The organism is Rhizobium cerradonense, assembly GCF_030182455.1.
In the GTDB taxonomy this organism is placed as follows: Bacteria; Pseudomonadota; Alphaproteobacteria; order Rhizobiales; family Rhizobiaceae; genus Rhizobium.
In genome coordinates this window covers 321,010-340,993 of sequence record NZ_JAQJCK010000007.1, presented here as the reverse complement: position 1 = coordinate 340,993, position 19,984 = coordinate 321,010, and the positions used below count along the sequence as shown (strand labels likewise).

Here is a 19,984-nt window from a genome sequence, read left to right as displayed (position 1 = left end):
GACGGTCATACGTCCGCTGAGGTGCCTCAGTCTTCCAGCGCTCCCGGCTTGCGGGCGGCCGTGCTCGGCCTGTCACAGCCGATTTTCATCAAGTCGCCGCGGCGGCGCACGAGGCGATCGGAGACGCGGGTGACGATGAGGCCGGCTTGCGGAGCATGGATATCGATCGTCCCATTCGGCATGCCGGGAGCGGTAATGATCGTCGCCAGCAGATCGCCTTCATCGACATGTTCGCCGATATTGCGATGGAAGAGCACGGTACCGGCCTGCGGCGCCCGGATTATCTCGACATTGTCGAGCGGCACGGCGGGCCCGGTAAAGCTCGGCAGGCTCACGCCTTCATCCCGCACTGCGCCGCGGGCAGCGAGGAAACCCCAGAGCCCTTCGGCGTCCCTCTTCGCCATCTCTGGATAGACATCGCGCGTGCCGCGCAATTCGGCGGTCACAGACAGTTTTCCCGGTAGCCGCGCCTTCTTCTCGCCGGGCACTTCGTATTTCCAGGCGAAGCTGACAGCCTCCTCGAAGGCGGAGCTTTCACCATCCGACAGCAGCACGGCGTCCATGTTCAGCGCCGCCGCCAGATCGGCTGCCTCCGGCCAGAAGGCGTCGTCGATATAGGCATATTGCAGGGATTCGTCATCGCAATGCAGGTCGATCACCAGATCGGCCGCAAGCGCCATATGGATGAGCTGCCGCTTCAGCCGGTCAGCGGCCGGGTAGCGCCCCAGGTTTTCGAGCAGCAGATGGCGGTCGCGCGCCGAGATCAGCGGAAAGTCGCGATTGAAATTGGTGCGCGTGCCCAAATCGAACCGGCCCTGCATTTCGCCGAAATGCGATTGCGCCGCGCCGATCGGATTGGCATGCGGCACGACGATGATATCGCTCAGAACCGCGCCTTCCGTCTCCGCCTGCCGCAGCCGCTCGCAGAGGAAATGGGCCAGCGCCGTGCCCGGCAGTTCCCCGGCATGCAGCGCCGCCTGGATATAGACCTTCGGCGCATCCGGCTCGCTGCCTGAAAAATGCAACACGGGCAACCGCCACGCGATCCCCGGCGTATCGCCGTCGATAGTGATGTGCGTAATGTCCATGTGTTTCTCTCCTGCTTATGATGGCCCGATACCAAGTCGTGGCCTCCGTCCGCAACAATTATGGGAAGGCGGCGCGCGGATGGATCAGAACTTGTTTCACCGCCTGCCGAAAGACAAGGTTCCGCTTCCGGAGCCTTTGTCATCGCTTCTGTTCTATAGGCCGCCGCTCCTGCGCAGGCTCATGATCAGGGCGAGGCTGAGCAGGACGGCGCCGGCACCGAGGAGGAAGGGTGCCGTATAGCCGAACTGATTGGCAAGCAGGCCGGCGATCGGGCCGGTGCTTCCGAGCGCCACATCCAGGAAAACCGAATAGAGGCCAAGCGCCACGCCGCGATTTTGTGCTGGAACGTGCGCCATCGCCTCGTTGCCGAGCGCCGGAAAGATCGGTGCAAAGCCGGCTCCGGCAAGAGCTGCGCCGATGATTGCGACCGTGGGCGAGGGAGCAAAGGCCAGCGCCATCAGCCCCAGGATCTCCACCACCAGCGAGACGCGTGCCAGCGGCAAGCCGCCGAAGCGCGCGACGGCTTGCGCCAATCCGAGGCGGACGCCGATGAAGGCCAGGCCGAAAGCGCTCAACGCCAGCGAAGCCCCATCCCAATCGCGGCTATGGAAAAAGAGAGCGACAAAGGCCATCACCACGCCGAAGCCACTGGAGGCAAGCGCCAGCGCCACGCCGAAAGGCGCAACACGGCTGAGGACCTGGCCGGTGCCGATGCCCTTCTCCTTGACGCCGGGTACGGCCGGCCGCGTTTGCGCCAGCATCAGGCCGGCAATTGCCAGGCCGATCGTCACGGCGCCCGTGGCGAAGAAACCATATTGCCCCTCCAGCCAGGCGCCGAAGGGTGCTGCAAGCGCGATGCCGCCATAGGTGGCGATGCCGTTCCAGGAGATGATGCGCACAGTTTCGCGCGCGCCCATCAGCCCGATCGCCCAGGTAATCGCCGCCGTGCTGACCAGGCTTTCACCGACACCCAGCGCCAAGCGGCCGACAAGCAGCAGCGCCAGGCTCAGAACCGGAGCACCCGTCACCAGCGCCGATGCGAGCGTCAGGGCGCCGGAAAATCCATAGGCGATGAAACCGAGGAAAACCGAACGGCGCGGCCCATACTGGTCGCAAAGCCGGCCGACCTGTGCGCGGCTGATGATGGTCGCCACATATTGCGCGCTGATGGTGATGCCGGCCCAGACGACGCCGAAACCGAGACCGCTGTCGACATAGGTCGGCAGCACGGCGAGCGGCAGGCCGATGGCGATATAGCCGAAGAAGGTCAGCGCTACGATGGAAAGGAGGGATAGTGTCGAGGTGGACTGGATGGTCTGGGAGGCAGTGTTCACGAGATATCGCCTGCGGGCACCGCGCGCGGTGTCCTTGCTGTTTGCCATGCGGATCGGGGTTCGTACCGGACAGGAGTGGCGGCAACGGCCCATCGACCGTGCGACGTCACGGATCAATTTCGTATCAGGCGGGAAACGGTGGGGTCAATGAAATTGCTGCTTTGCAGCAAAAATTCATGGCGTCTTCAAGCAATTGTGGCCAGCGCCGTGGCGGAAGGGAACCGCACTAGGCCCGGCCGCGGGAAGGGAGACAAGGTGACGATAGCGCCACCTTGCCCTTGGGTTCACATCGTCAACACCACGCTTGCCGTCGTCCGCCCCGCCTCAAGGTCGGCATGCGCTCTGGCCGCATCTTTCAGTGCGTATTCCGCGCCAATCGGATTGATCAGGCCGGCCTGCAATTCCATCATCAGCGCCTCGGCGCCCCGTCGATAGAGATCGGGATCGTTGGCGTAGGTCAATACGCTCGGGCGAGCGAGACCGATGGCGCGGGGGGCGGTCAGTTCCTCGATCTGGATCGGAGGAATGGGGCCGCCGGCCTGGCCGATGCTGGCGACCATGCCGAAGGGCCGGACGGTGGCGAGCGTCTGCGACAGCATCGCGCCGCCGATGCCGTCGATGGCGAGATGCACGCCCCGGCGGTTGGCGATGCGGCGCGTTTCCTCCACCCAATCCTCGGAATTATGCAGGAGAACGGCGTCGGCGCCGGCTTCATAGGCAAATCCCGCCTTGGCTTCGGAACCGACAGTGCCGATGACGTTGGCGCCGAGCCGCTTGGCCCAGCGCGTCACGATCTGCCCGACACCGCCGGCTGCAGCATGCACCAGCACCCATTCGCCCGATTGCAGCGGATGAACCTTGTGGAGCAGCATATGGGCGGTGAGCCCGCGCAACATCGTGCTGCCTGCGAGCCTTTCGCTGACATCGTCCGGCAGCCTCACCAGCCGGGAGGCAGGCAGGGTGCGCACTTCCGCATAACTTCCCAGCGGATGGCCGACATAGGCGACGCGATCGCCGACCGACAGACCTTCGACGCCGGAGCCGATTGCCTCCACGATGCCGGCGCCCTCGAAGCCGAGAACGGTCTGGCCGGGCGGCAGAGGGTACAGTCCAGAACGGACATAGATATCGACGAAATTGACGCCGGAAATGCTTTGGCGGATGCGGGCCTGGCCGGGACCCGGCTCGGTGATGGCAAGATCAACGAGCGTCATGGTTTCGGGACTGCCGGGACCGGTGATGGCGATGGCTAAGGGCATTGAACGGTCTCCTTTCAGACGGGCTTTTGATCACAAAGGTGCGTCTGAATAAATTCGGTATGAGTTCACGGTATCTGTGCAATAATGCACAGATGATCGATTGGCAGGACCTTCTTCATTTCGCTTATCTGGCGCGGACCGGCTCGCTCTCGGCGGCTGCGCGTGAGCTCGGCGTCGACCATGCCACGGTCGGCCGGCGCATCGCCGCACTAGAACGTACGCTCGACCTGCGCCTGATCGACCGTAGGCCGCGCACCTCGCCGCTGACGGCCGATGGCCGGGCGATCGCCGAGCTGGTGGCCGGCATGGAGGACAATGTCGAGGCCATCAGACGCTATTCAAAGAGCGCGGTTGCGGGGCTTTCCGCCGCAGTCAAGATCAGCGCGCCGCCATCGATCGCCGCCCACCTCATCGCCCCGAAAGCGGTCGCCTTTCGTGCCGAACATCCCGATATCACGCTGACGATCGCCGGTGTTACCCGTCGCGCCGCTCTCGATCATGGAGAGGCTGATGTCGCCGTGCGCATGTCGCGGCCCGAAGAAAGCGATCTTCTGGTGCGGCGCATCGGCGTCATGCGCTTCGGGCTCTATGCTGTCCCTGAGATTGCCGCAACACCGGAGGAGAGCTGGGTCTTCATCGGCTATGATGCGGCGCTCGATCATCTGACGCAGCAGACCTGGCTGCGCAGCCTGCTTGCAGGCCGCCCGATCGTTTTCCGCGCCGGCGACGTCTTCGGTCAATTGCAAGCCGCGCTCGCTGGTCTCGGTGTCGTCGCGCTCCCCGCCTTTCTCGGCGACGGTGAAGCTGCGCTTACGCGTCTGCCGACGGAGATCCCGTCACCCACGCGCGATCTCTGGCTCGTCACCTATCCTGATCTGCGCCGCTCTCCGGCCATCCGCGCAGTGATGGATTTTGTCAGCGAAACGATCGGCAGAACGTGTCCATTGAGAGAGGCTGACGGGGCCACGTAAGCCAACGGTTCGTCATGCTTACTTTCCTGTTGCAGCCTGCCAGCGAAACTCTACACCTAGACAGATTGGCGATTCCTGTGGTCGGTGATTGATGACGAAGCTCGGCGGCTGGCCCGCGATAAACAAAGCCGATGTGATCGCGGGCATATCGGTTGCCGGCCTGATGCTGCCCGAAGCAGTCGCCTATGCCGGTATCGCCGGTCTGCCGCCGCATAGAGCGATCCTCGCCGGTATTGCCGGCTGTCTGGTCTACGCGATTTTCGGACGCAGCCGTTTCGCCATCGTCTCACCGACCTCTTCATCTGCCGCCATTCTTGCGGCGACGCTAGCGGTTGTTCCGGGAGACGCCACCGTCAAGGCGAGCCTCGCGACCATCGCCGTCGCGCTGGCCGGCATCCTCTTCGTCATCGCCGCCGCCTTGCGCCTGGGCGGCATTACCGGCTTCATCTCGCGCCCGGTGTTGCGCGGCTTTGCCCTGGGACTGGCGATTACCATCATCCTGCATCAGCTCCCGATTCTCGTCGGCGTCCCCGTGCAGGGCTCGAATATCTTCAGCTATGCCGGCGCGCTGTTGGCGGCAATTCCTAGGTGGAACATCGCAAGCGTTGCCGTCGGCATCGTGGCATTGGTCGCACTGCTATTGCTCAAGCGGCTGCCGGGCGTCCCCGGCGCCTTCCTCGTGCTCGCTGCCGGCATCCTCGCCTCTTCTGCCTTTGGCCTCGACGGCCATGGTGTCGCGTTGGTCGGGACGATCGAGGTCCTGCCGCAATGGCCTTCGCTTCCCGATGCCGGCTGGCCCGCTTATTCGCGGCTGGTGCAATTTACCGTGCCGCTGGTGCTCATTCTCTTTGCCGAATCCTGGGGTACGATGCGGGCCTTGGCGCTGCGCTACGGCGATGCTCTGGAGGTCAATCGCGAGTTGGGGGCGTTGGGCTTTGCCAATATCGCCAGCGCCGTCGTCCAGGGCATGCCTGTCGGCGCCGGTTTTTCCGCAGGTTTCGCCAGTGAGGCGGCAGGGGCCAAGACGCGGGCCACCGCCGTCTTTGCCGCCATCGGCCTTGCCATTCTGATCGCCTGCGCCGGGCCGCTGGTGGCGCGGCTGCCGGAGCCGGTGCTTGCCGCCGTGGTGATTGCGGCCCTCACGCATGCGCTCGACCCCGGCCCGATCCTTCGACTGCGGCGGCTTCATCGTGATTTCTATGTCGCGCTCGGTGCCGCGGCTGGCGTACTGATCTTCGGCGTCCTCAACGGCATGCTGCTGGCGATCGTACTTTCGCTCGTCGCAATGATGCATCGATTGGCATCCCCCTATGTCGCCCGCCTCGGACGGCTGGGAGGCAGCCATAATTTCGTCGACGTCAGCCGCCACCCGGAGGCGATAGAAACGCCCGGCATTGCGATCTGGCGTCCCGGCGAGCCGCTGTTTTTCGGAAATGCCGATATGATCCTTGGCGAGATTCTGATGCGCAGCCGCGCCGAAACGGGACTGAAGGCCGTGGTGCTGAGTCTGGAGGAAAGCTTCGATCTCGACAGCTCCGCGCTCGACGCTTTGATGGAATTCGACAATGCCATGCGCATTGCCGGCATCCGCGTGCAATTCGCGCGTGCTCATGATAAAGCCCGCGACCTCATGGCCGCTGCCGGAATGACCGATCTCGAAAATCGCTGCAGCTTCAGCGTTGACGACGCGGCCGCGGTGGTTGCACCGGCGGTGGGGAACGGCTGACCTCTGTAGCCGGCTTAGTTCAGCAGCCAGTAGCAAAGATGCTCGTGCCTGCCTTCCCCCTGGAGGCTATGGACCAGCACAAAATCCCGGACGGTCCACCCTACGGGTTCGTCAAGCACGACTTCCGGAATCAATTGACCCCGATATAGCAAGGTCATATGCGGCTCAAATTCCCTTCTATCGTTATTTGCAAAGCCGGTGAACCGCATTGCGTCATCCAGTTCTTGACGCAGCGCTTTCAGTTCCGCATTTCCTTCCTTGCACCATAGGACAAGGGGGCGATTGTCGCCATTACCGAAGCTGACGGCTCGATCGAAAACCACTTGGAATGATGGCTTCCTGACGGTCGACGCCGCTTGCATTGCCGCAAATGCGATCTCATGCGGTGGCTCATGCATGCCGGCGTAGGAGCCCAACTGGTAAAGCGTAATATGAAACAGATCCGAGGGGCGCGGCTTTGCGAAGAAACGGTATTGCCGATGCAGATCGCTTGCTAATTTGGCACTTGACGAAGCAACCTCCCGATCAGGCAGTACAGCAAAATAAAGACCAGCCGAATGCATCGGATCGGCTTCAGATTTCCTGACTCGTGATCCTCCGCCAAGATTGAGCGAAAGCTGTGCGTTGTTCTTCATGAGATCGCTTCAAAGCCAGCCGGCCTTGCCTCGTGCTGTTCTTGCTGAGCGCTGATATCCTACGGTCGCCTAGTCTTAAAATCAAGAACAAATAGAGAACAAATTGAAGTGGCCGCAATTGGCCGGGAAGATCGGATATTTCATCGCATCCCTCGATTTGGAAAAAGCACCGAATAAAACTGCCCTTCGATTGTTCACCGCAGGTCAGGGCATTTTGGCCCGCTCTCAACAAGGGAATGACCTCACATGTTGATCAAAACCATCTTCTCCGCCGTTCTTTTCGCCTTCATCGGTCTCGGCGTCTCCGCCTGCTCCACCACCGGCTCCGGCGGCGGCATGACGCAGAATTCGGCTCCGGCCGGCGGAGGGTATTGATAAGCTCCCAAGCTGGGTGGGAAGTGGTGTGGCGGATGTTGCCGTCGCAGCATCGGCATCGCTTCCTTCACTCCGCAAAATGTTGGCAACAATCGGCCTGCGCAAGAATCGGGTTGAATTCGGGTGCCAGAGGCACGATTTTCATGGCAAGTGGAAACACGGAGACTTTGCCATGAGCGAGACAAGGCAACATTATCTGATCTTCGAAACCGTCGGTGGTTTCTGTGGGATTGCGTGGAACGACATCGGTGTCACTCGCTTCCAATTGCCGACGAAAAGCGCTGAGGCGACCGAGCGCCTCATGCTTCGCCGTTTGCCAAATGCACGACCTAGCGCGCCGACGCCCGATGTCGCCGATGCGGTTGCCGCCGTAAAGCGTTATTTCGCTGGCGAAACAATCGATTTCTCCGGCGTGAAACTGGATCTCAGCGAGCAGGACGATTTCTTCAAGCAGATCTATGCCGCAGCGAGGCAGGTAGGGTGGGGGCACACCACCACCTATGGCGCGCTAGCCAAACAGCTCGGCGCCGGTCCGGAAGCGGCGCGCGACGTCGGCCAGGCCATGGCCAAGAACCCCGTGGCGCTGATCATTCCCTGCCACCGCGTCTTGGCCGCCGGCGGCAAGATAGGCGGCTTCTCCGCGCCCGGCGGTTCGACCGCCAAGGCTCGCATGCTGGAACTGGAAGGCGTCCAGCTCGCGCCGCCGAAGCCCGTGCAGCAATCCCTGGGTTTCTGAACGTTGGTCGTGTGCATAACGCGCCCGGAGGGTCACGCGTCCGTGGATGCGGCCGCATCTCCGGCGATGGCCCGAGCCGTTCCGGGCTGAGGACGCAGCAGCAGATAGAACGCGGCGACATGCGTGATCATCAATAGAGGCACATAGATGATCGGGATTGCGTAGGTGGCGCCCAACTGTCCGGCGAACCCGGGAAGGTCGAATTGGGTGCCATTATAGTAGTCGACGATGAGGTCGACTGTCCCCACAACATTGAAGGCAATGGTGAACAGCCAAAAGAGCGGACGTATCCTTACGGTGAGAAGCGCCAGCATGGCGAGCAGGCCGGTTGCAAAGTCACCATAAGCGGCTGATATCGCGAAGCCGGCGGGCAGATTGGGGCCGACGACGCCGGGAACAATGAAGACCAGCCCGAAGAAACGGAAACTGTGCAGCGTGGCGATGGCGCGTTGCGCTTCGACCTGATCCATGGATTTGAGCTTCGGCCAGACGTAGGCTCCGAAGCAGAGCAGCCAGGGGACGTAACCCAGAACGAGATGTAGCTGGAAGATGATTGCGGGCGACATGTAGCCTCCTATGGTGTGCTAGCTCATGCGGTCTCAAACACGGTGGTCGGAATGCCGAGCCGGGCCGTCCGGGTCAGATGTACGACCGCTATCGCCTGGCGACTATTCGCTATAATGTTGACGGGCCATGAAGCAGAATTTCACAGTCAGACGAGGCGCGCTCGATGGGGTGGAGGCGTTCCTGAGCGTTGCCGAGCACCGCAGTTTTCGCAGAGCGGCCGCGGAACTCGGGGTAACTCCATCGGCGATCAGCCAAGTGGTGCGCGCACTTGAGGCGCGCGTCGGCGCAGCGCTCTTCCTGCGCACCACGCGCAGCGTAGGCCTGACCGAAGCAGGAGAACGATTCCTGTCGCGCGCAAAGCCGGCCTTCGAAGAGCTCGTCGCTGCAAGCGAGGTCGCCGGTCAACTCGGAGAGCGGCCGGCCGGATTATTGCGCCTCGCCGTGCCGCGTTCGGTCGTGCCGATCGTGCTGGAGCCACTGATCGCGTCCTTCTGCGAGGCCTATCCCGCGATCGAGGTGGAGATCGCCGTAAGCGAGAAGCTGGTCGATCTCGCAGCCGAAGGATTTGATGCCGGTGTCAGGCTGGGCGAGTTCATCGACGCCGACATGGTCGCGGTACGGCTGACGCCGCCGTTCCCGTTTGTAGTCGTTGGCAGCCCCGATTACCTGTCTCGGCACAAGCGGCCGGAGCGTATCGACGATCTGCGTGACCACGCCTGCCTGCGCATGCGCCGCACAAACGGGTCGGTCGCGCCCTGGTCCTTTGTCGACGGCGGCAAGGCGGTCGAGGCAATCGTCTCAGGGCCGCTCATCGCGCATGACTACCCCACGGTCCTGGGAGCTGCCATCCAGGGTGCGGGAATTGCGCAAGTGCCAAGCCCGCTCGCCGAAGCGGCTCTTGCCGATGGCCGCTTGCAAGTGCTGCTCGCCTCCTTCGCCGTCACAACCCCCGGGGTTTTTCTGTACCACCCGGGCAGAAGCCAGGTTTTGCCCAAACTGCGCGCATTCATCGAGCATGTCAGATACCGCAGCAACGACGCTCCGCGCAGAGGCGACCCAGCTAGATCGCACCAATGATCACATCGATATGCCCGCTTGGACTCAGCTCGGCATGTTCTCGAATTGCGGAAGGTCGAGCGGCTTCACCCATTCAAGACGTCGCTTGGTGAACATCTCGAGCACCGGTTCGATGCCCGCGGAACTATCCAGGCAGCCGATCGTGGCGAAGATCATTCCGGGGAAGCTCTCCAGCTTGCTGCTGAAGACCCTGGCGCCGCAATTGGGGCAGAAGTTGCGATCCAGGCCCTTGCCGGATTGGGCGATGTAGTGAAACGCCTTCGGCTCGCCGCTGACCAGCGCAAAATCATCCTCGGGCACGCCGAAGAACGTCGCCGCCTCGCCGCCTGACGCCTTCTTGCAGTCGAGGCAGTGACAGACGGCAACAAAGGTAGGATCGGTATCAAACTCGAATTTGACGGCCCCGCATGCGCACTGACCGGTGTGCTTCTTCGCCATGTATCAGCCCTCCATATTTGACTGGCAAAGCATCCGCGCCGCTCGTCGGCTGTCAATCGCTGTATTTCAGGGATTATGCAGAAGCATCGGGCATGCGGATAAAACAGGCAAAGCCCCGCGCGTAACTTCTGCCCGTCGGATTATTGCTGCAAATCAGCCATCTCGTATAGTGGCCGGATTTCGATCTCGCTCGGTCCCGGCATGGGATTGGGGCAGCGCTTCACCCAGGCGATTGCCTCGTCCATGTCCTTGACGTCCCAGATCCAGAAGCCGGCGACCATCTCGCGACCACCGGCGAAAGGCCCATCAATGACCGCACGGCCGGGGCCTTCGAACGCAATGCGCTTGCCCTGCGAGGTGGGCTTGAGGCCGCCGGCGTCGAGCATGATGCCGGCATCTTTCAGCTCGTCATTGAATCTGCCCATCGCTTCCATCATCTCCGCCTCCCAGGCCGTGTGGAGGAACCCCTTCTCGCTGTCTTCCGTAGCCTTCACGATCACCATCACACGCATCGTCCGTCTCCCTGTTTGAGCTGGCCGCATCGGCCTGACATTGGAATGACGAACGGAGTTTTTGGAAACCGACACCGTCTCGCGATTTTTTAGCGACACGACCGTTCCCATGAGAGTAGCGTCGAGGATATCGATGGATGCCCCTAGTTTCTTCCAGTGCCCTGTCAAAATCTCGCCGGTTCAAACGTCTTTGTCGCAGCGGGCCATCAGGCTGCGCGTATCGAGAGAAAGGAACGCATCATGCAATATATGCTGTTGGTGTATTGGAACGAAGCCGAGCATAAGAATGCTAAGAAGGAACAGAAAGCCGAGACGTTTGCGGCCTATGCGGCCTATACGGAAACGTTGAAAAAGGCCGGAGCCTACGTTGCGGGTAGTGGATTGCAGGATTCCTCGATGGCAACCGTGGTGCGTGCGCCGGAGGGCAAGGCCACCGTTCTCAACGGCCCCTATATCGAAAGCAAGGAGCAGTTAGGCGGCTATTATATTATCGAGGCTGATGATCTCGATAGCGCCGTCGCCTGGGCGGCGCGCTGTCCCGGCGCCCGGCAGGACACGGTAGAGGTTCGCCCTCTCATGGTCTATTGAACTATCATGTCGCAAGGAGATGACCGGTCCGCCATCAAAGCTGCCGAAGCGATGGCGCGTCGAAGCTATGGCAAACTGGTCGCCATCCTTGCGGCCCGCACACGCGATGTGGCCGGCGCCGAAGACGCCCTGTCGGAGGCCTTTGCGTCTGCCTTGGCCGATTGGCCGGCCAATGGCGCGCCGCTAAACCCCGAGGCTTGGCTGCTTGCCGTTGCCCGGCGCAAGATGATCGACGCCGTCAGGCGCAGACGAGTAAGCGCCGTTGCCTCCGAGCATCTGAAGCTCATGGCGGAAGAGTTGGAGGCAACGGCGAGCCTCGCACCAGACATTCCAGACGAGCGTCTGGCTTTGATGTTCGCCTGCGCGCATCCGGCAATAGAGTCTGGAGTGAGAGCGCCGTTGATCCTGCAGACGATCCTTGGGTTTGACGCCCAGACAATCGGTTCCGCCTTCCTGGTCTCGCCGGCGGCAATGGGCCAACGGCTGGCGCGGGCCAAGAACAAGATCCGTCGCGCCAGGATTCCCTTGCGTGTGCCCGACAGGGCAGACATGCGCGCACGCCTGGCGGCGGTCCTGGAAGCGGTCTATGCGGCCTATACGGAAGGCTGGAGCGACCCGGCCGGCACCGATGCGAGCCTGCGCAACCTCGCGGAGGAGGCGATTTGGCTTGGCCGGCTGATCGTCGCGCTCTTACCGAAGGAGGCTGAAGCGCTCGGCCTGCTTGCACTGATGCTCTATTCGCATGCTCGGCGTGGCGCCCGGCGCAGTCCGGCCGGCGAATTCGTGCCGCTGGCCGATCAGGATCCCGCTCTATGGGACGAAGCGTTGATCGACGAAGCTGAAGATCTGCTTATTCGCGCCAGTACGCTTGACGCCTTCGACCGCTATCAATTGGAAGCGGCAATCCAATCGGCGCATGTCGTGCGACGCCGCACAGGCGCGACCGATTGGGTGGCTATCGAGCGCCTCTACGATGGCCTTTGCGCAATTACCGGCTCGCCGGTGGCGGCAATTAATCGCGCGATCGCCGTGGCGCAGACGCGCGGGCCTGCGGCAGGGCTGGCGGCGCTGCCGATACTGGCCCCTGGCAGCCGGCTGGTCGAATATCAGCCATATTGGGCAGCGCGCGCCGAACTCCATGCGAGAACGGGGGAAATGGCAGCGGCCCGCGAAGCCTATGACCAAGCGATTGCGTTGGAAATAGATCCTGTCGTCCGCCGCTTTTTGCAAAGGCGGCAGACCGAAAGCCTAACGCCGCCGCGCTGAGCTTGGTGTTCCGCTCGGACCGGTCGAGCTCGCCTTCTTGGCTGGAAGGTGTAACCCCTCATTCTCGCGCGATTATTTTGATATGTTACTATTATGGCTTGGAACTAATGACGCGCGAGACTGTTCAGTTATAACTTTGATACGACGCTAACGTCGTGCCCGGCCGGCTGGGGTAAGCGGCGCTTTTTCAGGAGTCTCTCATCATGAAGATTTCGTCCGGATTTCGTTCAGTCGCGGTTGCCGTCATCGCCGCCGCGGGAATCAGCTTTGCCAGTGCCGCGCATGCCGACAGCGGCACGATCCGCTTCGCCGTCTACAAGGCAGCCTTCTTCGTCGGTGGCTCCGGCGGCGAGGGCACGCTGACCTTCCACGGCCGGCGCTACCCCATCACGATCGGCGGCATCTCGGGCGGCCTCGCCTTCGGTGCCTCCAAGACGTATTTCAGTGGTACCGTGCGCCACATTCGCCGCGCTCGAGATGTGTCGGGAGTGTACGGCGCAGTGGGCGGCGGCGGCGCGGTCGTCAAAGGAGCCCAGGTGATCGTCATGACCAATGACAAGGGCGCTCAGCTCGAACTCACAGGCAGGCAGGTAGGCCTGCAAATCAATGCCGATATCAGCGGTCTGAGCATCACGGTGAAGTAAGGGGCTGTTGCTCCGTTCGTCATCTCCCCGGAGAGGCCCGATTTGCTGAGTTTGGCGATCGGGCACTTCCGGAAAAGTGCATTCAGGAAGTGGCTTTCGCCACTTGTGCTATGCCGCAGTGCTGCTCGCGACGAGATAAGAGTGAAACATTATCGTTAGCTGTTTTTCGGCCTCGCTTCCCACAGCCGGGGGCATGACCCGTTTGCAGAATGCCGGGACCGTTCCGTAAATCACTGCCGTCATTGTTTGGGCGATCACGTGCGGATCGGCGAAACGGCCGTCGCTGGCGGTGGACAGCATCGCCTCGATCGCCCTTTCACTCCGCCGGGACGCCGATTCGATCAGCTCGCGCGCATCAAGCTCCGTTGCAATGAGATAGAGGGCGGGCGCGACCTCGGTTTGCGCCATCCTTGCGTCAAGATAGGCCTTCACCACCGCCCGAGCTATTGTCTCCACCGGAGCGTACAGGTTTTCGTCGCTCGCTTTCTCCACGGCCTCGGCGAGAAGCGCGAGATGCCGCTCCAGCACAGCGAAAAGCAAGGCCTGCTTATGCGGGAAATATTGGTACAGCGTTCCGACCGAAACGCCGGCACGACGCGCCACGCGCGTCGTGTTCAGGCGGATCGGCCCATCGCTCAGCAAAACCTGAATGGTCGCCTCGAAAATAGCGTTCACGGTGACGATGGATCGGACCTGACGCGGTAGTTTCCGGCGGTTTAGCGGTGACGGAGTAGCGTTTTCCATATGCGAATCCAAAAACTGAATAATGCTTCATATATTACAGCCGTCGCCGATGCTCTAGCCCCGTGTGGTTGCCGGTGACGCCTTAGGAAGCGAATTAGGAGACGAATATGGGTAAATTGGACGGTAAGATCGCTGTCATCACTGGCGGTAACTCAGGAATGGGACTGGCGACGGCCAAGCTGTTCGCACGCGAAGGCGCAAAGGTGGTCATCACCGGCCGCGATCAAGCGGCGCTCGACGCTGCCGTGCAAAGCATCGGAAATGGCGCCGACGCGGTCCGCAGTGATATTTCCAGGATGTCGGACATCGAAGCGCTTCGCGAATATGTCGAGAGAAAGCATGGCCGCGTCGACATTATTTTCGCGAACGCCGGGGGCGCGCGACCGAACATGTTTGAATACACGTCCGAAGAAGAATTCGATTTCACGGTCGCTAACACGTTCAAAGGGACGTATTTTACGGTGCAGAAGCTCCTACCGCTGATGGGTTCCGGCGGCTCGATAATCCTGAACACCTCGACCCTGAGCAGACAAGGCCGCCCCTATGTCAGCGTCTATTCGGCGGGGAAAGCGGCCATCCGCTCACTGGCACGGTCGCTCACCGCGGAGCTGACCGACAAGGGCATACGGGTAAATGCCCTGGCGCCTGGCTACATCGATACGGACCAAGCACGTAAAGCCGGAGTGAGCGAGGAGATGATCGAACAGACGAAGACCCAGGTGCACGCCCAAATTCCCATGCACCGCAGCGGAACCGTCGACGAGATCGCCAAAGCCGTCCTGTTCCTCGCCTCCGATGACTCGGCTTACATCACAGGCAGCGAACTCTGCGTCGATGGTGGCTGGGCTCAGATCTGAGTGTCCCGGCGGCGCGGAGGGGGAGATACAGCGAGTGACTGCAAAAGTTCGGCAGCGAATATCGCTGCCGAGACTACGCTATGGCCGCAGCTTGCCCCTCATTCCCACTCGATCGTGCCGGGCGGCTTCGACGTCACGTCGTAGACCACGCGGTTGATGCCACGGACCTCGTTGATGATGCGGGTCGCGGCGCGGCCGAGGAATTCCATGTCATAGTGGTAGAAATCGGCCGTCATGCCGTCGACGGAGGTGACCGCGCGGAGCGCACAGACGAATTCGTAGGTGCGGCCGTCGCCCATGACGCCGACGGTCTGGACCGGCAGCAGCACGGCGAATGCCTGCCAGATGGCGTCGTAGAGGCCAGCCTTGCGGATTTCGTCGAGATAGATGGCGTCTGCCTCGCGCAGGATCTCCAGCTTCTCGCGGGTGATGCCGCCGGGGCAGCGAATGGCGAGGCCGGGGCCGGGGAAGGGGTGGCGGCCGATGAAGCTGTCGGGCAGGCCGAGCTCCTTGCCGAGCACGCGCACTTCGTCCTTGAAGAGTTCGCGCAGCGGCTCCACGAGCTGCATCTTCATGCGCTCCGGCAAGCCGCCGACATTGTGATGCGACTTGATGGTGACCGAGGGGCCGCCGGTGAAGGAAACGCTCTCGATGACATCCGGATAGAGCGTGCCCTGGCCGAGGAAATCGGCGCCGCCGAGCTTCTTCGCTTCCTCTTCGAAGGTCTCGATGAAGAGCCGGCCGATGATCTTGCGCTTGGTCTCGGGGTCGCTGACGCCCTCCAGCTCGCCAATGAAGCGGTCGGAGGCGTCGACATGCAGCAGATGCAGATTGTAGTGCTCGCGGAACATGGCGACGACATTGGCCGCCTCGTCTTTGCGCATCAGGCCGTGGTCGACGAGGATGCAGGTGAGCTGGTCGCCGACTGCCTCATGGATCAGCAGCGCGGCAACGGAAGAGTCGACGCCGCCGGACAGTGCGCAGATGACGCGCTTGTCGCCGACCTGATCGCGGATCGCCTGCACCGCCTTGGCACGATAGGCCGACATCGACCAATCGCCCTTGATGCCTGCGATATTGTGGATGAAGTTGCCGATCAGCTTGGCGCCGTCAGGCGTATGCACCACTTCCGGATGGAACTGCACGCCGTAATATCTGCGCTTCTCGTCGGCGATGAAGGCGTAAGGCGCGTTCGAGGAAGTGGCGACGACTTCAAAGCCCTCGGGCAGCGCGGTGACGCGGTCGCCATGACTCATCCACACTTGATGGCGCGAACCGTGCGACCACAGCCCTTCGAAGAGGGCACAATCCTTGTCGACGTCCAGGAAGGCGCGGCCGAATTCGCGATGGTGGCCGCTTTCCACCTTGCCGCCGAGCTGCATGCACATGGTCTGCTGGCCATAGCAGATGCCAAAGACCGGCAAGCCGCTGTCGAAGATGATCTGCGGCGCCCGCGGCGAGCCCTCATCCACGGTCGAAGCCGGGCTGCCGGACAGGATCACGGCCTTCGGCTGCAGCCGCTTGAAGCCGGCTTCGGCGGATTGGAAGGGGACGATCTCGCAATAGACGCCCGCTTCGCGCACGCGCCGTGCGATGAGCTGCGTCACCTGGCTGCCAAAATCGACGATGAGAACGGTGTCTGGATGTGCTGTCTGGGTCATGGCGAGCCTTTAATGAAAAGCGCTTTCCCTGGCAATCCGGCAAATCGCGCGAGGGCCGATTTTATTGTCCCGATTGTATCAGCCGCCGCGCCGTTCAGAACCAGAAAACGCCGTCTTCCAGCGCAGTGAACAGTCCGTCGACGGCGTAGGAGAGCTTGCGGTCGATGACGTGCAGATATTCGGTCCAGCCGGAAATGTGCTGGAGCTCGACTAGGCCATCGGAAATACCGCGCAGTCCGATCAGCGGCCGGTCGTAGAGCTGGCAGACACGCAGTACGGAGAAGGTCTCCATATCCACCATGTCGGCGGCGATCCGGCCATAGGCATCGGCGCCGGAGATGACATTGCCGCCGGTCGAGAGGCTCGCTTCCGGAATGGCGGGAATGCGCAACGGCAGCTCGATCGTGGCGGGCAGGTCGAGGAACGGCGTGCGGCCTTTCTCAAAGCCGAGCGGCGAGGCGTCCATGTCGCGATAGGAAACGGAGATGACCTGATAGACCTCCGTCTGCTCCAGCTTGGAGGAGCCGGCCGAACCCAACGAAACCACCATGTCCGGCAAATCGTCCTGCGCTTCGAGCTGAGCGAACGCTTTCGTCATGGCGATCGCCGCCTCGACTGGACCGACGCCGGTCATCAGCGGGTCGATGCGGGAGCGCAGGAAGGGGCCGTATTCCGCCTCCGCCGCCATGACGAACAGGATCGACTTTCCCGATACGCGTTTCAGTTCGAATTTCATCCGGTAATTCCCTCTCGGCCTCGGATGACCATCATCGTTCCGGTCATGGAGGCAATCAGCTTGGCAGGCCCGTCGCTGATGGCATAGGCTCGCCCATCGGCGACGATAATGGTGGAGCCGGGCTTGGTAACATCGCCGCGAAACAGAAACCGCTCGCCGCGTCCCGGGGACATCAGGTTGATCTTGAATTCGATTGTAAGAATTGATGCTGTAGGATCGATGACGCTGTAAGCCGCAAATCCGCAGGCCGAATCCAGCGCGGCGGCAATGATGCCGGCGTGTAGAATACCGTGCTGCTGCGTCAGCTTGACGTCGAACGGCAACTCGATCTCGACCGTGCCATGCTCGACGCGCGTCAACTCCGCGCCGATCGTCGTCATCGCCGCCTGTCGCTCGAAACTCGTCCGAATGCGCGCTCGAAAGTCGCTGCTTTCCCCAGTCATCCCATTCCCTTTCGCGGGGTGCGAAATTGGCATGACAGGAGGATTTGGACAAGGGCACTGCGGTGGAATTCGCCTCGCGGAAATAACGCGCGATCGACATTGTTTTCCCATGATGCTGGGTATTCGATACGCATCAACAGATTCGAGATGGAACCGAGATGACGACGATCCTGCAATCGACGAGAGCCTATGAGACCTGGATGCGGACGCAATTGGGGGACGATCTGGTCGATGCCGATCTCGACAAGAAGCACAAGAAAATGAAGAGCGGCGGTTTTGTCTTTCTGCGCGCCACCTATTGGCGCTGGGCCGAGACCATCTTCGACATCTGCCCCCATCTTGCGGGCGCGCCGCAGGTGCTGGCGATCGGCGATACGCATCTGGAGAATTTCGGCACCTGGCGCGACGAGGAGGGGCGGCTGGTCTGGGGCGCCAACGATTTCGATGATGCGGCGGTCATGCCCTATGCGCTGGACCTTGTGCGCCTGGCGACGAGTGCGATCCTTGCGCGAGGCGCCACCGCGCCGACGCCGCGCGCCATCGCCGAGGCCATTTTGGGCGGCTATCGCCGTGGGTTGAAGACGCCGTCACCGGTCATTCTGGAGCGTGATTACAAGTGGCTGCGCAACGACGTCATCCTTTCGAATGGCGAGCGCAAGGCTTTCTGGGACAAATATCGCGATCTGCCGCCCTCCGCCAAACCGGTTCCTGCGCCTTGCCTTGAAGTGCTGCGGCGATCGCTGCCAGATGAGCAGCTCCCTTTTGTCGCCAAGCCGCGCACGGCCGGCACCGGTAGCCTCGGCCGCCCGCGCTTTGTCGCCGATGTCGAATGGCGCGGCGGGCCGGTGATCCGCGAGGTCAAGGCGCTCGCCCAATCCGCCTGGTCGCTCCGACACAATCCGTCCGACACGACGATCCACACGGGCGTCATTGCCGCCGGACGCGCCCGCTCTCCCGATCCGCATTATCAGGTGGTGGGCAAGCTGCTGGTCCGTCGGCTATCGCCAAACAGCAGAAAGATCGAGGTCGAGGGCGATGCGCAGCTCCTGCTGTCGCCGGCGATGCTCGACCTGATGGGTTTCGAGATCGCCAACTGCCATGCCGATGACGCCTCCCGCATTCCAGGCATTCTAGCTGACCTCGACAGGAGGGAGGTGGACTGGCTGAGGAACTCCGCCAAGGCGGCTGCGGTCGCGATCGGCACGGAGCAGGCGGAGTTCGCGGCGAAGGGCTAAACCGGCAAAGCCGGTCAATGCCCAGCGGCTTCCAGGATCAGACGGGCGATCGTATCGGGGTGCGAGATCAGTGAGAGATGGCTGGCCTTTACCTCGATGGTCTTGGCGCCCATGCGCTTGGCCATGAAGCGTTCCAGATCCGGATTGATCGTCCTGTCTTCGGTGGAGACCGCATACCAGCTCGGCTTGCTGCGCCAGGCGGCCTGGGTGGTCTTCCCGGTCAGCAAGGCCTTTTGGAAGGGCTCCTGCACGGCATAAAGCACCTCTGCCTTGGCCCTGGGCAGGTCGCCGGCGAAATCCCGCAGGAAAGCTTCCTCTGTCAGTCGTCCTTCATCGCCGTCGAAGACAATGCCTGCCGATGCCGGAGGCGTCGGATATGTCTTGGCGAGCGCCGTATAATCTTCGCCTGCATCCGGTGCGCGGGCTGCGACATAGACCAGCGAAGAAACCTTCGGATGCACACCGGCTTCCGTCACGATCATGCCGGAGAAGGAATGGCCGACGAGGACTGTCGGGCCGTCCTGGCGATCGAGAACGCGCTGGACGGCCGCAACCGCCTCGGGAAGCGTCGTCAGGGGGTTCTGCACCGCCGTGCACTTCAGCCCCTTGGCCTGCAGCCGCGCGATGACTTCCGTCCAGCAGGAGCCGTCTGCGAAGAGCCCATGGGCAAGGACGACGTTGCGAGCCTTTGGCGGCGCCGGGAGCGCGGAACCCGAACTCGAGGCCGCGCTGCTGGCGGCCATGGCGCGCGTCGAAACTAAGGAGGTGGCGGCGCCGGCAATGAGCGCGGTCGAGAAATTCCGTCTGGTCATCATCATCATCGTGATCCTTGTGGTTAGAGGATAAACGGGCACCAGAAAGCCGTCCGCGCCGCATGTCGGAGCGGTGAGCTTCTTGAAGGTTTCGTATTTCTGGGAGCGGCATTTGCCCGAACGGATCAAATGTGCCCCGTCTTGCATTCCGGATGGGTATTCGAGGCTGCTTTATGTATGCAAGAGCGCTCTCGTTGATCGTTTTTGTATTCTCACTGGTGATATCCGTCAATATTTGGATGCGTAACAGTTGCGTGATGGAGAATTTGCATGCAAAAA

The 19,984-nt window shown here is 61.9% G+C and carries 22 protein-coding genes; 10 read left to right on the top strand and 12 right to left on the bottom strand.

All coding sequences use genetic code 11. The features are described 5' to 3' along the window. Nucleotides 1–26 precede the first annotated feature (26 nt). From PH547_RS18425 to PH547_RS18415, 3 genes are all read right to left on the bottom strand, one after another. Nucleotides 27–1,088, bottom strand: a complete 1,062-nt coding sequence (locus PH547_RS18425) for a M14 family zinc carboxypeptidase (protein ID WP_104821720.1) — start codon at nt 1,086–1,088, stop codon at nt 27–29. 153 nt (nt 1,089–1,241) lie between these two features. Beyond that, on the bottom strand, nt 1,242–2,423 hold the full coding sequence (locus PH547_RS18420) for an MFS transporter (protein WP_104824957.1): 1,182 nt from the start codon (nt 2,421–2,423) through the stop codon (nt 1,242–1,244). A 284-nt stretch (nt 2,424–2,707) separates the two neighbouring features. Then, nucleotides 2,708–3,682, bottom strand: coding sequence for a quinone oxidoreductase family protein (locus tag PH547_RS18415; RefSeq protein ID WP_104821721.1), 975 nt, complete (start codon nt 3,680–3,682; stop codon nt 2,708–2,710). A 92-nt stretch (nt 3,683–3,774) separates the two neighbouring features. Between PH547_RS18415 and PH547_RS18410 the strand changes: the two genes are divergently transcribed. Together PH547_RS18410 and PH547_RS18405 are read left to right on the top strand one after the other, a co-directional pair. Then, nucleotides 3,775–4,653, top strand: a complete 879-nt coding sequence (locus PH547_RS18410; protein WP_104821722.1) for a LysR family transcriptional regulator — start codon at nt 3,775–3,777, stop codon at nt 4,651–4,653. Between the two features lie 91 nt (nt 4,654–4,744). Then, nucleotides 4,745–6,379 (top strand): SulP family inorganic anion transporter, encoded by a 1,635-nt coding sequence (locus PH547_RS18405; RefSeq protein ID WP_104821723.1) that lies wholly within the window; start codon nt 4,745–4,747, stop codon nt 6,377–6,379. Nucleotides 6,380–6,393: 14 nt separating this feature from the next. Here the strand turns inward: PH547_RS18405 and PH547_RS18400 are convergent, their stop codons facing one another. Further along, nucleotides 6,394–7,014 carry a 2'-5' RNA ligase family protein gene (locus PH547_RS18400; RefSeq protein ID WP_104821724.1) on the bottom strand — a complete coding sequence of 207 codons (621 nt, stop codon included), beginning with the start codon at nt 7,012–7,014 and terminating at the stop codon, nt 6,394–6,396. A 246-nt stretch (nt 7,015–7,260) separates the two neighbouring features. On the opposite strand from PH547_RS18400, the gene PH547_RS18395 reads away from it, so the two are divergent. After that, nucleotides 7,261–7,389: a hypothetical protein gene (locus PH547_RS18395; protein WP_260303290.1), complete on the top strand. Its 129-nt coding sequence runs from the start codon at nt 7,261–7,263 to the stop codon at nt 7,387–7,389. Nucleotides 7,390–7,561: 172 nt separating this feature from the next. Further along, entirely contained in the window at nt 7,562–8,125 is a 564-nt protein-coding gene (locus PH547_RS18390; RefSeq protein ID WP_104824958.1) for a methylated-DNA--[protein]-cysteine S-methyltransferase, read from the top strand. Nucleotides 8,126–8,157: 32 nt separating this feature from the next. Here PH547_RS18390 and PH547_RS18385 read toward each other — a convergent pair whose 3' ends face one another. After that, on the bottom strand, nt 8,158–8,691 hold the full coding sequence (locus tag PH547_RS18385) for a hypothetical protein (RefSeq protein ID WP_104821725.1): 534 nt from the start codon (nt 8,689–8,691) through the stop codon (nt 8,158–8,160). A 127-nt stretch (nt 8,692–8,818) separates the two neighbouring features. Here PH547_RS18385 and PH547_RS18380 point away from each other — a divergent pair, with 127 nt between their 5' ends. After that, nucleotides 8,819–9,769 carry a LysR family transcriptional regulator gene (locus tag PH547_RS18380; RefSeq protein WP_104821726.1) on the top strand — a complete coding sequence of 317 codons (951 nt, stop codon included), beginning with the start codon at nt 8,819–8,821 and terminating at the stop codon, nt 9,767–9,769. 24 nt (nt 9,770–9,793) lie between these two features. Here PH547_RS18380 and PH547_RS18375 read toward each other — a convergent pair whose 3' ends face one another. Beyond that, a complete protein-coding gene (locus PH547_RS18375; protein ID WP_104821727.1) occupies nt 9,794–10,207 on the bottom strand; it encodes a GFA family protein in 414 nt (137 codons plus the stop codon). A 140-nt stretch (nt 10,208–10,347) separates the two neighbouring features. Continuing rightward, entirely contained in the window at nt 10,348–10,719 is a 372-nt protein-coding gene (locus PH547_RS18370) for a YciI family protein (RefSeq protein ID WP_104821728.1), read from the bottom strand. A 240-nt stretch (nt 10,720–10,959) separates the two neighbouring features. Here PH547_RS18370 and PH547_RS18365 point away from each other — a divergent pair, with 240 nt between their 5' ends. From PH547_RS18365 to PH547_RS18355, 3 genes are all read left to right on the top strand, one after another. Then, complete coding sequence (locus PH547_RS18365) at nt 10,960–11,307, top strand: YciI family protein (RefSeq protein ID WP_104824959.1); 348 nt, start codon at nt 10,960–10,962, stop codon at nt 11,305–11,307. 6 nt (nt 11,308–11,313) lie between these two features. Beyond that, the gene (locus PH547_RS18360) at nt 11,314–12,573 is read left to right on the top strand and encodes an RNA polymerase sigma factor (RefSeq protein ID WP_104821729.1); all 1,260 of its coding nucleotides are present in this window, start codon (nt 11,314–11,316) and stop codon (nt 12,571–12,573) included. Nucleotides 12,574–12,776: 203 nt separating this feature from the next. Next, a complete protein-coding gene (locus PH547_RS18355) occupies nt 12,777–13,217 on the top strand; it encodes a lipid-binding SYLF domain-containing protein (RefSeq protein ID WP_104821730.1) in 441 nt (146 codons plus the stop codon). A gap of 108 nt (nt 13,218–13,325) precedes the next feature. Here the strand turns inward: PH547_RS18355 and PH547_RS18350 are convergent, their stop codons facing one another. After that, nucleotides 13,326–13,961: a TetR/AcrR family transcriptional regulator gene (locus PH547_RS18350; RefSeq protein ID WP_285169024.1), complete on the bottom strand. Its 636-nt coding sequence runs from the start codon at nt 13,959–13,961 to the stop codon at nt 13,326–13,328. 107 nt (nt 13,962–14,068) lie between these two features. Between PH547_RS18350 and PH547_RS18345 the strand changes: the two genes are divergently transcribed. Then, entirely contained in the window at nt 14,069–14,818 is a 750-nt protein-coding gene (locus PH547_RS18345) for an SDR family oxidoreductase (RefSeq protein WP_104821731.1), read from the top strand. A gap of 98 nt (nt 14,819–14,916) precedes the next feature. On the opposite strand, the gene guaA is transcribed toward PH547_RS18345, so the two are convergent. From guaA to PH547_RS18330, 3 genes are all read right to left on the bottom strand, one after another. Further along, nucleotides 14,917–16,479: a glutamine-hydrolyzing GMP synthase gene (guaA, locus tag PH547_RS18340; RefSeq protein WP_104821732.1), complete on the bottom strand. Its 1,563-nt coding sequence runs from the start codon at nt 16,477–16,479 to the stop codon at nt 14,917–14,919. Between the two features lie 94 nt (nt 16,480–16,573). After that, a complete protein-coding gene (locus tag PH547_RS18335; protein ID WP_285169023.1) occupies nt 16,574–17,215 on the bottom strand; it encodes a 5'-methylthioadenosine/S-adenosylhomocysteine nucleosidase in 642 nt (213 codons plus the stop codon). After that, complete coding sequence (locus PH547_RS18330; RefSeq protein WP_104821734.1) at nt 17,212–17,658, bottom strand: PaaI family thioesterase; 447 nt, start codon at nt 17,656–17,658, stop codon at nt 17,212–17,214. Before PH547_RS18330 ends, PH547_RS18335 begins: the two co-directional genes overlap by 4 nt. Nucleotides 17,659–17,816: 158 nt before the next feature. Between PH547_RS18330 and PH547_RS18325 the strand changes: the two genes are divergently transcribed. After that, a complete protein-coding gene (locus tag PH547_RS18325; protein WP_283048714.1) occupies nt 17,817–18,893 on the top strand; it encodes a DUF2252 family protein in 1,077 nt (358 codons plus the stop codon). 14 nt (nt 18,894–18,907) lie between these two features. Here PH547_RS18325 and PH547_RS18320 read toward each other — a convergent pair whose 3' ends face one another. Continuing rightward, nucleotides 18,908–19,711, bottom strand: coding sequence for an alpha/beta fold hydrolase (locus PH547_RS18320; RefSeq protein WP_285169022.1), 804 nt, complete (start codon nt 19,709–19,711; stop codon nt 18,908–18,910). Nucleotides 19,712–19,984: the final 273 nt, after the last annotated feature.

Excerpts from the sequence above, each read along its gene's own strand:
- PH547_RS18425 (WP_104821720.1), bottom strand. The coding sequence starts at position 1,088 with ATGGACATTACGCACATCACTATCGACGGCGATACGCCGGGGATCGCG.
- PH547_RS18415 (WP_104821721.1), bottom strand. The coding sequence starts at position 3,682 with ATGCCCTTAGCCATCGCCATCACCGGTCCCGGCAGTCCCGAAACCATG.
- PH547_RS18410 (WP_104821722.1), top strand. The coding sequence starts at position 3,775 with ATGATCGATTGGCAGGACCTTCTTCATTTCGCTTATCTGGCGCGGACC.
- PH547_RS18405 (WP_104821723.1), top strand. The coding sequence starts at position 4,745 with ATGACGAAGCTCGGCGGCTGGCCCGCGATAAACAAAGCCGATGTGATC.
- PH547_RS18400 (WP_104821724.1), bottom strand. The coding sequence starts at position 7,014 with ATGAAGAACAACGCACAGCTTTCGCTCAATCTTGGCGGAGGATCACGA.
- PH547_RS18395 (WP_260303290.1), top strand. The coding sequence starts at position 7,261 with ATGTTGATCAAAACCATCTTCTCCGCCGTTCTTTTCGCCTTCATCGGT.
- PH547_RS18390 (WP_104824958.1), top strand. The coding sequence starts at position 7,562 with ATGAGCGAGACAAGGCAACATTATCTGATCTTCGAAACCGTCGGTGGT.
- PH547_RS18385 (WP_104821725.1), bottom strand. The coding sequence starts at position 8,691 with ATGTCGCCCGCAATCATCTTCCAGCTACATCTCGTTCTGGGTTACGTC.
- PH547_RS18380 (WP_104821726.1), top strand. The coding sequence starts at position 8,819 with ATGAAGCAGAATTTCACAGTCAGACGAGGCGCGCTCGATGGGGTGGAG.
- PH547_RS18375 (WP_104821727.1), bottom strand. The coding sequence starts at position 10,207 with ATGGCGAAGAAGCACACCGGTCAGTGCGCATGCGGGGCCGTCAAATTC.
- PH547_RS18370 (WP_104821728.1), bottom strand. The coding sequence starts at position 10,719 with ATGCGTGTGATGGTGATCGTGAAGGCTACGGAAGACAGCGAGAAGGGG.
- PH547_RS18365 (WP_104824959.1), top strand. The coding sequence starts at position 10,960 with ATGCAATATATGCTGTTGGTGTATTGGAACGAAGCCGAGCATAAGAAT.
- PH547_RS18360 (WP_104821729.1), top strand. The coding sequence starts at position 11,314 with ATGTCGCAAGGAGATGACCGGTCCGCCATCAAAGCTGCCGAAGCGATG.
- PH547_RS18355 (WP_104821730.1), top strand. The coding sequence starts at position 12,777 with ATGAAGATTTCGTCCGGATTTCGTTCAGTCGCGGTTGCCGTCATCGCC.
- PH547_RS18350 (WP_285169024.1), bottom strand. The coding sequence starts at position 13,961 with ATGGAAAACGCTACTCCGTCACCGCTAAACCGCCGGAAACTACCGCGT.
- PH547_RS18345 (WP_104821731.1), top strand. The coding sequence starts at position 14,069 with ATGGGTAAATTGGACGGTAAGATCGCTGTCATCACTGGCGGTAACTCA.
- guaA (WP_104821732.1), bottom strand. The coding sequence starts at position 16,479 with ATGACCCAGACAGCACATCCAGACACCGTTCTCATCGTCGATTTTGGC.
- PH547_RS18335 (WP_285169023.1), bottom strand. The coding sequence starts at position 17,215 with ATGAAATTCGAACTGAAACGCGTATCGGGAAAGTCGATCCTGTTCGTC.
- PH547_RS18330 (WP_104821734.1), bottom strand. The coding sequence starts at position 17,658 with ATGACTGGGGAAAGCAGCGACTTTCGAGCGCGCATTCGGACGAGTTTC.
- PH547_RS18325 (WP_283048714.1), top strand. The coding sequence starts at position 17,817 with ATGACGACGATCCTGCAATCGACGAGAGCCTATGAGACCTGGATGCGG.
- PH547_RS18320 (WP_285169022.1), bottom strand. The coding sequence starts at position 19,711 with ATGATGATGACCAGACGGAATTTCTCGACCGCGCTCATTGCCGGCGCC.